Genomic DNA, 13,278 nt, shown 5'->3' with positions numbered 1-13,278 from the left:
CGGATGGAGAATAGGACATGATCGGTAAAAAAATTACGGTAAAGGCAGATCCCAGCCCTGGAGCAGTTGCTCCCGAAATCCAAGGAGTAGACCCTGTAACAGGGTATATTTCAGCGGCTGACGGGAACAAGCCTGTGGTGTTGATCATCACTTCCGGCCCAGGTTCAGACGCGGGTGACTGGGTTCGAGTCTATCGAAGAGACGTCATTAATGACTTGCCTGACTCATGGACGTTAGTGGCTCAAGTGCAATTTGTAATCAACGCCCCAGGTGACAAATTTTCGGCGAGTATTCCTGTCGTTACGAGCTCGGGAGTGCAGCAGTCGGGTGATTTTCAAGTACGTTTTGACTTGCACCAGAATGAGGGGGCGGATCCAACTATTCCAGGCTCCGTAGACAGGCCTGGTTCTCTCGGCCAGTCCTCACCCATTTCGACGTATAAAATAGACTTGGATCCACCCTATTTAAGGGTTCAGCCACCTGCGCCGCAATACACGGGGGCCTTTCCGCCGGGCCAGGTTATTAGTCTGGCACAACTGACGCAGTTCAATTTGCCATTCTCTATTCCTGACAACGTAACGACGGGCCTCGGGGCTTGGAAGCCAGGAGATGAGCTGACCTTCTTCTATAACCACGGCACCCCCGTGACAGCCACAGAAGTAGCCCGACAGACTCCACCCCGGCCCATGGCCCAAACCGGCAACATGCTGACAGTGCTCGCCAATGAGATTACGCAAGGGGGGCCGTGCTTCTTTACTTACCAAATCAGGGACTCGCAGGGCAATGCAAGTTTGGTCTCTGCGCCTTCGATTACCTTCACTATCGCGCTGGATCCGGCACCCGAAAATTTACAGCCGATTATCATTCACCAGGCGCCAGACCTCGTTGATGACTTGGTCACTATTGAAGACTTGAAATCAGGCCCAACGGGCGAAATACCGACCTATACGAACGTTGACACTACCAAGGACGAGTATCGGGTTCGATACAACAATGGAGCTTGGAGCCCATGGTCTCGCGTTCTCTCGGTTCCAATCACGTTGGATCAGGCCTTTCTGAGCCCCCTGGCTGTAGCGGACTATGCCAATGCAAAAGGTCCGAAATCGGTCGGTATCGCCTATGAAATACGCAAAAATGGTGACACTTTCCCTGGCCCGACCACGCCGTTCAGAGTGGACTTTAGTGTGACGGGGCCGAGCAATCCGGGAATACCAGGCAGTATCAATACCCGACTGATTCCTGCATCGTTCCTTGGGACCGACGCGGCGGCACCGAACATAATGGAGTTTGCACAGGCTGGCAAGCCGGTCACCGTTACGGTCGAGTTATGGCGAACCTCTGACCCTGCTGAACTGCCGGCGCCAGGCATGTTTCTTATCCTTGTCAACCCTGACGGTACGTTCATCGCGCCCGCTAAGGAAATAAGCAATGAGATACCTGGAGACTTTGTCACCTGGGACATCGACTGGAGTGTCTTTCAAAAACTGGGCAATGGCAAACATAACATCAGCTATGTCGTATCACCAACGGCAACGCCAACGTCTGCCACTAACCTCAATCGCGCGTTACCTAGAGAGGTTGACGTGCGGGATGCGGTAACTACACCCCTGCCGGCGGCTAAATATGTCAATGCGACGGGGGGGCCGTTTGGTCAATGGGCCTGCCAAGCGCTATTAGCACCGGAGCCGACAAAATGGGAAGGCAGGGTAGCTGTGGATCCGGACCCGAGAATGGTGGTTGGTCAGCTACTGACCTTGGTACTGCAGGTGTTCAGACCTCGCACGGGCACACCTCGGCTTTTTGACCAAACGCAAAGTTTCAACGTACTCGTTACCCCTACCATTAGAGATAACGGCCATATCTTCCGGATTCCCTACGCGGGTTTCCTTGAACATGCCCAAGTAGGGCGTGCGGAGGCGACTTACACCGTGCCGCTGAACAACGGCACGCTGGGGCGTGGTACTGCGGGCGTTAACGTACGTACGACGTTGAGTTTCACACGGTGCGATAACGTGGGACCAATCATCGTCCCTTAGAGGCGTCATTGATACGCTGCAGGGTTCCCCTCTCACTCTGAGAGGGGGTTTCCCTGACAGTGCCCTACCGATTGGATGACCCAAAGTGCTGCCTACTTACCAATAGGTTGCAGATTAATCCTACATAAGAGTGAGTGTTTAATACTTACTCTACGTGCCGCACAGGTAAGGCGTCACTTTCAGGAAGTGAGCCGAACCGCTTTTGTAGGCCTTACCAAAAGAGTGATTGACCATGTCGGCACTGAACACGTTCGAACTCAAACCCTTGAGTGCAATGATGAAAGTCCCCACCATTACATTCTGTTTGTTTGCCGCGATGCAGGGGCAAGCTCAGGCGGTTGTGATAGGTAGCGGTGAGCAAAGAACCATTGACGCAACTGAGCAAACAACGGATTGGCAATTGTCGGGCCAATCAGCGTTGACGATGAACCGTGCAACAGCCACCACGATCAACCTTTCAAATTCCACGTTGAACATGAACAGCGGCAGTATGGCGAATAGTGTACATGCTGTGCAGGGCTCCACAGTAAACATGGACGCTGCACGTGTTACTTCGAGCGATTCCCTATACGGCGCCGTGCGGCTGGACAGCAGTAAGGCGGTTATTAATAACAGTACCCTCACCAATACCAGCGGCGTAGGGTTGCAGGCGTTTGGTTTTGTAGGCACTTCGAGCGGCTCGTCCGCTGAGGTCAGCAACTCTACGATCAGTGGCGCTATCGGCGGTGCGGAAGCATTCACCGGCAGTCAGTTACACTTTAAACAAAACTCGCTGGTGCAGGGCACGGGAGTAGGGGCCTTTGGGCTCTCCCTCGCAGGTGCCACGGCGACTGCCACGCAAAGTACTATCATCGGCAATGGTCATGGCGTGTCGTTCACCCGTAATCGGGGGGACCTGACGGATGGCAAACTGGTTTTGGACCAGTCCGTGGTTGAGGGTCGCAGCGGTTCGGCCATCTCGGTCAGGGGCACGCCAAATCGAGTGCCAGTGGTGTCTATCGATGTACTCAACGGTTCTACGTTGAAAGGCGGTAATGGCAATCTACTGTCGGTGTCTGGCGGTGCCACGGCAACGATGAATGTGGATAACAGCCGAAACCTGGCCGGTAATGTAATCGCCGATGCCACCAGCACCGTGCATTTGAACCTGCAAAACAACGCCGAGCTGACGGGCCAGTTGCAGAACGTCTCCACCCTGAGCGTAGGCAATGCTTCCAACTGGAACATGACCGGTGACAGCCAGGTGGGCGCACTGAACATGGCCGGTGGTACGGTGACCATGGGCGCGGCGAATGAGTTTTACCAACTGAACCTTCAGACGCTTTCGGGTAACGGCACCTTTGTCATGGGCACCGATTTCGACCAAGGCAAAACCGACTTTATCAATGTCACCGGCGAAGCCACGGGCAACCACAGCCTGGCACTCGCAGCCAGCGGCAGCGAACTGGTCAAAACCCAGGTTGTGCACACCGGCGGCGGTGACGCGGCGTTCTCCCTGGAGGGCGGCCCGGTCGACATGGGTGCCTATGCCTATAACCTGAAACAGGAAGGCAATGACTGGTTTCTGGACACGCAAACCCGTGTGATCAGCCGCAGTGCCCGCGTGGTGACGGCATTGTTCAACACCCCGGTGACCATCATGACCGCCGAAGAGGGCTCATTGCGCCAACGTATGGGTGAGTTGCGTTACTCGAAAAGCACCGGTCTTTGGGTCCGTGGTATCGGCAGTCAATATGATGTGTCCCAGAGTTCGGGCACCGGCTACTCGCAGAACCTGCGAGGTTTTTCCATCGGTGCTGATACGCCGCTGGGCGACAGCCAATGGAAGGTGGGTGTATTTGGCGGCCACAGTAACTCTGACGTAAACCCGGCTCGCGGCGCTGCCGGTACCGTCAAGAGCTACTTCCTGGGTACCTATGCCACCTGGATGGACGAAGAAAGCGGTTTCTATTTTGATGCCGTGGCCAAAGCCAACCGGTTCCAGAACCAGGCCAAGGCAACACTCAGTGACAACACGTCGACCAAGGGTGGCTACAACAACGTAGGCGGTGGTGTATCGGCTGAACTCGGCCGTCATATCAAGTTCGGTGAGAGTTCCTTTATTGAACCTTACGGCCGACTGTCGACCATTGTGGTCCAGGGTGGCACGTACAGCCTGAAAAACGGTTTGCAAGTGGACGGTGAGCGCACCCGCTCAAGGACCGCCGAGGCCGGTGCGACCGTTGGTCATGAGTTCCAACTCGATGATGGCACGCTGATCAAGCCTTACCTGCGTGCGGCAATGGTCCACGAGTTTGCCAACAACAATAAGGTCACGGTCAACAACCAGACCTTCAACAATGATTTGTCGGGCTCGCGCACCAAGTACGGTGCCGGTGTGGCGGTGTCGTTTACCCAGGACCTGCAGGCGCATGTCGACCTGGAGACCAGCACCAGTGACAAAATCAAGCAAAAAGCCGCTGTCAATGTTGGCCTGCGTTATGCGTTCTAAATAAACCGGCGCCCTATAAAGCCCTGATCGAAAGATCAGGGCTTTTTTTTTGAACGCAAAAGCGCTTTTCAATAGCCTTTTTCGGTTAGATCAGGATTGCCGCCATATCAGGGTTCAACTGAACAGCCCGGCAGCAATATTGATCGAGAAGCCCAGAATCGCCGTATTGAACAGAAACCCAATCAACGACTGGCCCAAAACGACTTTGCGCATTGCGCGTGTAGCAACCCCCACATCCGCGGTTTGCACCGCCACGCCGATGGTGAACGAGAAGTACAGGAAGTCCCAGTAATTGGGGTTACGCAGCCCCTCGGCAAACCGCAGCGCCGGCTCGTCGCCTTCCCAGGTGTAGAACAGGCGGGCGTAATGCACGCTGAAAATCACCCCGGTCAGCAACCATGAACCAATCACCGTCATGCCGGTAAAACCGTAGTGCAGCAGGCGCGCCGTGCTGTCCAGGTCTTTGCTGCCTACCAGGTTGACTGTGATGGTAGCCAGGCTGGCTATCGCGGCAATGCACACCATGAACAGCACCAGCCCGGCGTTTTCATCCTCGATCTCGGCGATGCGTTTTACGTCATCGGCACGTGAGCGGCTGGTAAGCCACAGCATCAGCGCCAGGTAGGTCCAGACCCCGGCGTTCCAGCCAATCAGGATTTTGCTGATCAGCGTATCGGCCGGCGCCAGGATGCCCACGGCAAGGCCAAGGACGGCGGCGGATGAGAGGCGAGGGTGGGTGCGGGCGAGGAAGGCCATAGGTGCTCACAACAGGGGAGGTTGTGAGCACCTTATGTTGCGCTGCTGCAAGCTACAAGGTGCAAGCGGCAAGCGGCAAGCTGCAAGTTAGAGGCAAGCCAGCTCTTACTTGCCGCTTGAAGCTTGCCACTTGCCGCTTAATGCTAGTCGCTGCGTCTGCGCACCAGCTTCATCACCACCACAAAGAACACCGGCACAAACACCACCGCCAGCGTCGCGGTGATCATCCCGCCGATCACGCCTGTACCAATCGCCTGCTGGCTGGCCGAGCTGGCGCCGGTGGCAATCGCCAAGGGCACCACGCCAAGGATAAACGCCAGCGAGGTCATGATGATCGGCCGTAACCTGAGCCGCGCGGCTTTTAGGGTGGCGTCGATCAGATCCTCACCTTGGTCAACCAGGTCCTTGGCAAACTCGATAATCAGAATCGCGTTCTTTGCCGACAAACCGATGATGGTGATCAAACCGACCTTGAAGAACACGTCATTGGGCATGCCACGCAAGCCCACCGCCAATACGGCGCCGAGCACACCCAGCGGCACCACCAGCAACACCGAGGTGGGTATCGACCAGCTTTCATACAGCGCCGCCAGGCACAGGAACACGATCAGCAGCGACAGGCCCAACAACAACGGCGCCTGGGAGCCGGACAAACGTTCCTGCAACGACAACCCGGTCCATTCCTGGCCCAGGCCCGCCGGCAGTTGGCTGACCAGACGCTGGATTTCTTCCATGGCCTCACCGGTGCTGTGCCCCGGCGCCGCTTCGCCGCTGATGGCGATGGCCGGGTAGCCGTTGTAGCGCGTCAGCTGCGCCGGGCCTTGGGTCCAGCTGGCTTCAACAAAGGATGACAAGGGCACCATCTTGCCGGCGTTATTGCGCACGTTGATCTTCATCAAGTCCGCCACCTGGCTGCGTTGGTCGCCTTCGGCCTGCACCACCACGCGCTGCATGCGGCCCTGGTTGGGGAAGTCGTTGACATAGGCCGAGCCGATGGCCGACGACAACACATTACCCACATCGGCAAACGACACGCCCAAGGCATTGGCTTGCTTGCGGTCCACTTGCAACTGCACTTGCGGTGCTTCAGCCAATGCACTTTCGCGCACGTTGGCCAGGATCGGGCTTTTTTCGGCGGCCGCCAGCAACTCGGTACGTGCTTGCATCAACGCGGCATGGCCGACGCCGCCACGGTCTTGCAAACGGAACTCGAAGCCGCTGGAAGTACCCAGGCCGTCCACCGGCGGCGGCAGGATCGCGTAGGCAATCGCATCCTTGAGCTCGCTGAACGCTTCGTTGGCACGCTCGGCAATTGCCGAGGCCGAATCTTCGCTGCTGCGCTGCGACCAATCCTTGAGCGTGGTAAATGCCAGCGCCGCGTTCTGCCCGGACCCGGAGAAACTGAAGCCCATGATCATGGTGGTATCGCCCACCCCAGGCTCGCCGGCGTTGTGCGCTTCGATCTGCTCGGCCACTTGCACCGTGCGGTTCTTGCTCGCGCCCGGCGGCAGCTGGATATCGGTGATGGTGTAACCCTGATCTTCCACCGGCAGGAACGAGGAGGGCAGGCGACTGAACATCCACCCCAGGCCCACCAACAGCACCAGATAGATCAACAGGTAGCGGCCGCTGCGCTTGAGGGCATACGCCACCCAGCCTTCATAGCGATCGGTGAGGCGCTCAAAGCGCTGGTTGAACCAGCCAAAGAAGCCGCCCTTGGCATGGTGCTCGCCCTTGGCGATCGGCTTGAGCAAGGTGGCGCACAGTGCCGGCGTCAAGGTCAGGGCCAGGAACGCCGAGAACAGGATCGAGGTGGCCATCGACAGCGAAAACTGTTGGTAGATCACACCCACCGAACCCGGCATGAACGCCATCGGCAGGAACACCGCCACCAGCACCAACGTAATCCCGACGATGGCGCCGGTGATCTGGCCCATGGCTTTTTTCGTTGCGTCCTTGGGCGACAGGCCTTCGGTGGCCATGATGCGCTCGACGTTTTCGACCACCACAATCGCATCGTCCACCAGGATACCAATGGCCAGCACCATGCCGAACATAGTCAGCACGTTGATCGAGAAACCCAGCACCAGCATGGTGGCGAAGGTGCCCATCAGTGCAATCGGCACCACCAGTGTGGGGATCAAGGTGTAGCGCACGTTCTGCAGGAACAGGAACATCACCGCAAACACCAGCGCCATCGCCTCCAGCAAGGTGTAGACCACTTTGGTGATCGAGACTTTGACGAACGGCGACGTGTCGTAAGGGATCTTGTACTCAACGTTGGCCGGGAAGTAGCGCGACAGCTCGTCCATCTTTGCCCGCACCAAGGTTGCGGTGTTCAGCGCGTTGGCGCCGGGCGACAGTTGCACACTGACGGCGGTGGACGGTTTGCCATTCAGGCGCGTGGAGAACTGATATTCCTGGCTGCCGACTTCCACCCGCGCCACATCGCCGATGCGCACGGTGGAACCGTCGGGGTTGGCCTTGAGCACAATGTCGGCAAATTCCGCCGGGGTCGACAGTTGGCCCTTGACCAGGATTGCGGCGGTGATTTCCTGGGTCTTGGTGCCCGGCAAATCGCCAATGCTGCCCGCCGAGACCTGGGCGTTTTGCGCGCTGATCGCGGCGTTCACGTCAGCCGGCGTCAGGTTGAAGCCGATCAGCTTCTGCGGGTCGATCCAGATGCGCATGGCCCGTTCGGCTCCATACAGCTGGGCCTTGCCCACGCCGTCCAGGCGCTTGAGTTCGTTCATCACGTTGCGCGCCAGGTAATCGCTGAGCGCTACGTCGTCGAGCTTGCCGTCGTTGGAGGTCAGGGTCACCAGCAGCAGGAAGCCGGCGGAGACTTTCTCCACTTGCAAACCTTGCTGGGTCACCGCTTGCGGCAAGCGCGGTTCTACCGCTTTAAGACGGTTTTGCACGTCCACCTGGGCCATTTCCGGGTTGGTGCCCGGCTGGAAGGTCGCGGTGATAGTGGCCGAACCCAGGCTGCTCTGGGATTCGAAGTACAGCAAGTGATCGGCGCCGTTAAGCTCCTGCTCGATCAGGCTGACCACGCTTTCATCCAGGGTCTGGGCCGAGGCGCCGGGGTACACCGCGTAGATCTCCACCTTCGGCGGCGCAACGTTGGGGTACTGGGCCACCGGCAACTGCGGGATGGCGAGCGCGCCGGCCAGCAGGATAAACAGGGCCACCACCCAGGCGAAAATCGGGCGGTCAATAAAGAACTGCGGCATGGCGGGTTATTCCTTGACTGGCTGGCCGGAGGCGGGGCTGTCGTCCACCTCGACTTTTTCACCGGGGCGCGCATGTTGCAGGCCTTCGACGACGATACGGTCACCGGGCTTGAGGCCGCTGCTGACGATCCAGCGGTCCTCGATCACCGCGCCCAGTTCCACCGGCTGCTGGCTGACGGTCTGCTCGGCGTCCAACAGCAGCACCATCGGGATGCCGGCGCTGTCACGGGTGATGGCGCGTTGCGGCACGCTGATACCTTGCTTGTCCACGGCCTGTTCGAGGCGCACACGCACAAAGCTGCCCGGCAACAGGTCGAGGTCCGGGTTGGGGAACTCGCTGCGCAGGATGATCTGCCCGGTGCCCGGGTCGACGCTGATTTCCGCAAACAGCAGCTTGCCCGGCAACGGGTACAGGCTGCCGTCGTCCTGGATCAGCGTGGCCTTGGCCTGGTCCTGGCCGACCTGCTTCAAGCTGCCGGCGCGGAAGGCGCGGCGCAGGTCATTGAGTTCGCGGGTCGACTGGGTGAGGTCGGCGTGGATCGGGTCCAGTTGCTGGATAATTGCCAGCGGCGTGGCCTCGTTCTGGCCGACCAGCGCACCTTCGGTCACCAACGCACGGCCGATGCGCCCGGAAATCGGTGCGGTGACGGTGGCGTAGCCCAGGTTCAACCGGGCGCGTTCGACTGCGGCCTTGTTGGCGGCGACTTCGGCGTTGGTCTGGCGCACGGCGGCGCGGGCGTTGTCGTAGTCCTGGCCGCTGATGGCGTTGCCTTCGACCAACTGGCTGTAGCGCTGCTCCTGCAGGCGCGCCTGGAATGCGTTGGCTTCGGCCTTGCTCAGGTTGGCCTGGGCGCTGTCCAGGTCGGCCTTGAACGGCGCGGGGTCGATGCGAAACAGCACGTCACCCTGTTTTACGTCGTGGCCTTCCTTGAACACCCGCTGCATGACCACGCCGGCGACCCGTGCGCGCACTTCGGCAATGCGCGGCGCGGCGATACGCCCGCTCAATTCGCTGGTGATCGAGAGAGGCTTGGCCTGCAGGGTTTCGATGCGCACTTTGGCCAGTGGCGCCTCTGGCGCTTCATCGGCCGACTGGCCACAGCCACTCAGGGCCAGCGTCAGGGCCAGCAGGCAAAACGGCGCAAACAGATTCTTCGACATGCTCATATCCCAATATTGACTGGCGCATCCTAAAGACACCTGCGCCGTGGTGCTGTGAAGCTGTGTAGGCCGTGTGTGAAGAAGTGTAAGGTGCGGCCCATAGTCGCTTGAGGGCGTATATCCTTGCACAATCCTGCAAACAGCAAAGATCAAATGTGAAAACCGGGCCTGTGTGGGAGCCGGGCTTATGTGGGAGCCGGGCTTGCCCGCGATGCAGGCACCTCGGTCTTTCATAGAGAACGAGGCGATGCTATCGCAGGCAAGCCAGCTCCCACACAAGCCAGCTCCCACACAGGCCCGCTCCCACAAGGGTCTGCGTACCGCCGACAAACAGTATTATTTGGAAACACCATGCCCAACATCCTCCTGGTGGAAGACGACGCCGCACTCTCCGAGCTGATTGCCAGCTACCTGGAACGCAATGGCTACCACGTCAATGTGCTCAGCCGCGGCGACCATGTGCGTGAACGGGCGCGCCTGAACCCGCCGGACCTGGTGATCCTCGACCTGATGCTGCCCGGTCTCGACGGCTTGCAGGTGTGCCGCCTGCTGCGTGCCGACTCGGCGGGCCTGCCGATTCTGATGCTCACCGCCCGCGATGACAGCCACGATCAGGTGCTGGGCCTGGAGATGGGCGCCGACGATTATGTCACCAAGCCTTGCGAGCCACGTGTGCTGCTCGCCCGTGTACGCACCTTGCTGCGCCGCAGCAGTTTGTCCGAGCCACAGGTGGCCAACGACCAGATCGTCATGGGCAACCTGTGCATCGACCTGTCGGAACGCACCGTGACCTGGCGTGAACAGGCGGTGGAGCTGTCCAGCGGTGAGTACAACCTGCTGGTGGTGCTGGCCCGGCACGCCGGTGAAGTGCTCAGCCGCGACCAGATCCTGCAACGTTTGCGCGGTATCGAGTTCAACGGCACCGACCGTTCGGTGGACGTGGCCATCTCCAAGCTGCGCCGCAAGTTTGACGACCACGCCGGGGAGGCGCGCAAGATCAAGACCGTATGGGGCAAGGGCTACCTGTTCAGCCGTTCCGAGTGGGAATGCTGATCCATGTTTCGTGTACTGCTGCGCCTCTACCTGGTCACCATCATTACCTTCAGTGCCGCGATATTCCTGATTCCCAAGTTGGTGATCCAGCTGTTTGAACACCGCTACATGGACTACAACATCGAGCAGACCCGTGGCCTGCAAAAGCTTATCGTCAAGCAGTATCTGCGTGCGCCGGTGGAGCATTGGTCGCACGTGACCGAGCAACTGAACCGGGATTTCGCGCCGCTGCAAGTCAAGTTGCTGCTGCGCCAGGACGCCAGCTATACCCCCGAGGAGGAGCAACTGCTGGAGCACGGCAAGCCGGTGATCCGCCTGGGCGAGTGGGGCTGGATGGAAGACATCAGTTCGCCGATCAACCAGCAGTTTGCGGTGAAACTGAGCATCCCCCCGGACCCGCTGGACATGAACCTGCTGTACTGGTCGATGAACGTGCTGATTGGCGCGGCCTTGCTCGCCTGCCTGCTGTTCTGGCTGCGCCCGCACTGGCGTGACCTGGAGCGCCTGAAAAGCACCGCCGCGCAATTGGGCCGGGGCAACCTCAGCGAGCGCACACAGATTCCCGCCAGCTCCAACATCGGCAGCCTGGCGTCGGTGTTCGACACCATGGCCGACGACATCGAAGGCCTGCTCAACCAGCAGCGCGACTTGCTCAACGCGGTGTCCCATGAACTGCGCACGCCGCTGACGCGCCTGGACTTCGGCCTGGCCCTGGCGCTGTCCGAAGACTTGCCCCAGGCCAGCCGCGAGCGCCTGCAAAGCCTGGTGGCGCATATACGCGAACTGGACGAGCTGGTGCTGGAATTGCTCTCCTACAGCCGTTTGCAAAACCCGGCGCAGTTGCCGGAGCGGGTGGACGTGGTGCTCGACGAGTTTATCGACAGCGTGCTGGGCAGCGTCGATGACGAACTGGAAAACCCCGAGATCGTCATCGACGTGGCGCTTGACTGCGCGGTGGAGCGTTTCAGCCTCGACCCGCGCCTCACGGCCCGGGCATTGCAGAACCTGTTGCGCAATGCCACGCGCTATTGCGACAAGCGCATTCAGGTTGGGGTCAAGGTGTGTGCCGATGGCTGTGAAATATGGGTGGACGATGACGGCATCGGCATTCCCGTGGAACAGCGCGAGCGTATCTTCGAACCCTTCTATCGCCTGGACCGCAGCCGCGACCGCGCCACTGGCGGCTTTGGCCTTGGCCTGGCGATCAGCCGGCGCGCCATGGAAGCCCAGGGCGGCACATTGACGGCCCTGGCGTCGCCCCTGGGCGGGGCACGGTTCAGGGTGTGGTTGCCCAGCGCAGGTTGATCAGAGCACTTTGACCGCGCGGCCGATGGCCTGGATCGGCCCGGTCGGCTTGCCGGTCGGTGAGCCGCGAGGGTCTTCCAGGGTCAGCTCGAACAGCTGGTTGGGCGTGAGCGGCGGCAGCTTGTCCAGCGGCACCGAGAGCGTTTGCCCAGGCTTGACCAGCCCCAATGACACCGGAGCCTGCCAGCCATCGCCCTTGGTCCAGAATTGCAGGGCTTTGTCGCTCGGCACCTCCATCACCCCCAACGGAATCAGTTGGATCTGCTGGTCATGGCTGGCCTGGATCACCCAGCCGGGTGCCTGGTTCTGTGGCGCAACCAACACCACCACAAACGTCGGGTCGGCTACGGGCGGGCGGGTCAACAGCAGGGCCGCCAACACCAGTGTGGTCACCAGGCCTGCGCCGGCCAACCCACGCCAGAACGCCAGCAGGTTCCACCACGGCACGCCGGCTGGCTGATTTGCCGTGCTGCGTTCGATGCGCCGCCACAGTTGCGCGGACGGCGGCACGGGTTCGGCCAAGGCGGTCAGCGGCAGCAGGCGCTGCTCCCAGGCATCCACCGCCGCACGCAGCTCGCTGTCATGTTTCAAGCGTTGCTCGACCTCGGCGCGTTGCTCGGCGGGCAGGGTGCCCAGCACGTATTCGCTGGCGAGTTCATCCAGTGGGTTGCTCATGCCATGCACTCGCGCAGCGCGACGAGGCTCCGTTTGATCCAGGCTTTGACGGTGCCCAGGGGCGTGTCCAGTTTCCGGGCGATTTCGCTGTGGGAATAACCGTCGACATAGGCGTGAAGGATGCACGAGCGACGGGTCGGGTCGAGTTGTTCCAGGCAGCGGTACACCTGACCTTCTCGGGCGTTGAATTCGAAGCTGTCATTGGGGGCGGCGAGCTGCTCGTGTTCGTCGCCCAATGCCACCTCCCGGGAGTGATTGCGCACGGCATTGAGCGCCAGGTGCCGGGTGATGCTGAACACCCAGCCCCGCGCCGAACCACGGCTTGGGTCGAAACTGCCGGCGCCGCGCCAGACCTTGATAAACGCGTCATGCACGACATCTTCGGCCAGGGCTTTGTCACGCACAATGCGCAACGCCACGCCGAGCAAGCGGCTGCTGTCCTCGGCATAGAGTTGGCGCAAGGCGCGTTGGTCGCCACGGGCACACGCCGCCAGGCAGGTTTCGTAATCAAACAAACACGGCATCCTTAAAGGGCTGAGTCCTGTGGCGAGCGCACTCGCCACAG

General features: G+C 60.1%; 10 protein-coding genes. 4 read left to right on the top strand and 6 right to left on the bottom strand.

From position 1 onward, the window contains the following. Nucleotides 1–17 precede the first annotated feature (17 nt). Nucleotides 18–2,036, top strand: a complete 2,019-nt coding sequence (locus AB4P96_RS18520; RefSeq protein ID WP_395599911.1) for a hypothetical protein — start codon at nucleotides 18–20, stop codon at nucleotides 2,034–2,036. 150 nt (nucleotides 2,037–2,186) lie between these two features. On the opposite strand, the gene AB4P96_RS18515 is transcribed toward AB4P96_RS18520, so the two are convergent. Beyond that, nucleotides 2,187–2,327: a hypothetical protein gene (locus tag AB4P96_RS18515; RefSeq protein ID WP_158235122.1), complete on the bottom strand. Its 141-nt coding sequence runs from the start codon at nucleotides 2,325–2,327 to the stop codon at nucleotides 2,187–2,189. A gap of 241 nt (nucleotides 2,328–2,568) precedes the next feature. Here AB4P96_RS18515 and AB4P96_RS18510 point away from each other — a divergent pair, with 241 nt between their 5' ends. Beyond that, nucleotides 2,569–4,527, top strand: coding sequence for an autotransporter outer membrane beta-barrel domain-containing protein (locus AB4P96_RS18510; protein WP_017135029.1), 1,959 nt, complete (start codon nucleotides 2,569–2,571; stop codon nucleotides 4,525–4,527). Nucleotides 4,528–4,641: 114 nt separating this feature from the next. Here AB4P96_RS18510 and AB4P96_RS18505 read toward each other — a convergent pair whose 3' ends face one another. The 3 genes from AB4P96_RS18505 to AB4P96_RS18495 form a co-directional block, all read right to left on the bottom strand. Then, nucleotides 4,642–5,283, bottom strand: a complete 642-nt coding sequence (locus AB4P96_RS18505; protein ID WP_017135030.1) for a DUF1345 domain-containing protein — start codon at nucleotides 5,281–5,283, stop codon at nucleotides 4,642–4,644. 143 nt (nucleotides 5,284–5,426) lie between these two features. Then, on the bottom strand, nucleotides 5,427–8,519 hold the full coding sequence (locus AB4P96_RS18500) for an efflux RND transporter permease subunit (protein WP_017135031.1): 3,093 nt from the start codon (nucleotides 8,517–8,519) through the stop codon (nucleotides 5,427–5,429). Between the two features lie 6 nt (nucleotides 8,520–8,525). After that, nucleotides 8,526–9,680 (bottom strand): efflux RND transporter periplasmic adaptor subunit, encoded by a 1,155-nt coding sequence (locus tag AB4P96_RS18495; protein ID WP_026013522.1) that lies wholly within the window; start codon nucleotides 9,678–9,680, stop codon nucleotides 8,526–8,528. Nucleotides 9,681–10,031: 351 nt separating this feature from the next. On the opposite strand from AB4P96_RS18495, the gene AB4P96_RS18490 reads away from it, so the two are divergent. Both AB4P96_RS18490 and AB4P96_RS18485 read left to right on the top strand, forming a co-directional pair. Next, nucleotides 10,032–10,733 carry a response regulator transcription factor gene (locus AB4P96_RS18490; protein ID WP_017135033.1) on the top strand — a complete coding sequence of 234 codons (702 nt, stop codon included), beginning with the start codon at nucleotides 10,032–10,034 and terminating at the stop codon, nucleotides 10,731–10,733. Nucleotides 10,734–10,736: 3 nt separating this feature from the next. Next, the gene (locus tag AB4P96_RS18485) at nucleotides 10,737–12,038 is read left to right on the top strand and encodes an ATP-binding protein (protein WP_099548239.1); all 1,302 of its coding nucleotides are present in this window, start codon (nucleotides 10,737–10,739) and stop codon (nucleotides 12,036–12,038) included. On the opposite strand, the gene AB4P96_RS18480 is transcribed toward AB4P96_RS18485, so the two are convergent. Together AB4P96_RS18480 and AB4P96_RS18475 are read right to left on the bottom strand one after the other, a co-directional pair. Continuing rightward, on the bottom strand, nucleotides 12,039–12,713 hold the full coding sequence (locus AB4P96_RS18480; RefSeq protein WP_017135035.1) for an anti-sigma factor domain-containing protein: 675 nt from the start codon (nucleotides 12,711–12,713) through the stop codon (nucleotides 12,039–12,041). Beyond that, the gene (locus tag AB4P96_RS18475) at nucleotides 12,710–13,237 is read right to left on the bottom strand and encodes a sigma-70 family RNA polymerase sigma factor (RefSeq protein WP_395599910.1); all 528 of its coding nucleotides are present in this window, start codon (nucleotides 13,235–13,237) and stop codon (nucleotides 12,710–12,712) included. The genes AB4P96_RS18480 and AB4P96_RS18475 overlap by 4 nt, the downstream gene beginning before the upstream one ends. Between the last annotated feature and the right edge of the window lie 41 nt (nucleotides 13,238–13,278).

This window comes from Pseudomonas sp. B19125 (assembly GCF_044218855.1).
Lineage (GTDB): Bacteria > Pseudomonadota > Gammaproteobacteria > Pseudomonadales > Pseudomonadaceae > Aquipseudomonas > Aquipseudomonas edaphica.
This window is presented reverse-complemented; position numbering and strand designations above follow the sequence as displayed.

Excerpts from the sequence above, each read along its gene's own strand:
- AB4P96_RS18480 (WP_017135035.1), bottom strand. The coding sequence starts at position 12,713 with ATGAGCAACCCACTGGATGAACTCGCCAGCGAATACGTGCTGGGCACC.
- AB4P96_RS18490 (WP_017135033.1), top strand. The coding sequence starts at position 10,032 with ATGCCCAACATCCTCCTGGTGGAAGACGACGCCGCACTCTCCGAGCTG.
- AB4P96_RS18485 (WP_099548239.1), top strand. The coding sequence starts at position 10,737 with ATGTTTCGTGTACTGCTGCGCCTCTACCTGGTCACCATCATTACCTTC.
- AB4P96_RS18475 (WP_395599910.1), bottom strand. The coding sequence starts at position 13,237 with ATGCCGTGTTTGTTTGATTACGAAACCTGCCTGGCGGCGTGTGCCCGT.
- AB4P96_RS18520 (WP_395599911.1), top strand. The coding sequence starts at position 18 with ATGATCGGTAAAAAAATTACGGTAAAGGCAGATCCCAGCCCTGGAGCA.
- AB4P96_RS18505 (WP_017135030.1), bottom strand. The coding sequence starts at position 5,283 with ATGGCCTTCCTCGCCCGCACCCACCCTCGCCTCTCATCCGCCGCCGTC.
- AB4P96_RS18510 (WP_017135029.1), top strand. The coding sequence starts at position 2,569 with ATGGACGCTGCACGTGTTACTTCGAGCGATTCCCTATACGGCGCCGTG.
- AB4P96_RS18495 (WP_026013522.1), bottom strand. The coding sequence starts at position 9,680 with ATGTCGAAGAATCTGTTTGCGCCGTTTTGCCTGCTGGCCCTGACGCTG.
- AB4P96_RS18500 (WP_017135031.1), bottom strand. The coding sequence starts at position 8,519 with ATGCCGCAGTTCTTTATTGACCGCCCGATTTTCGCCTGGGTGGTGGCC.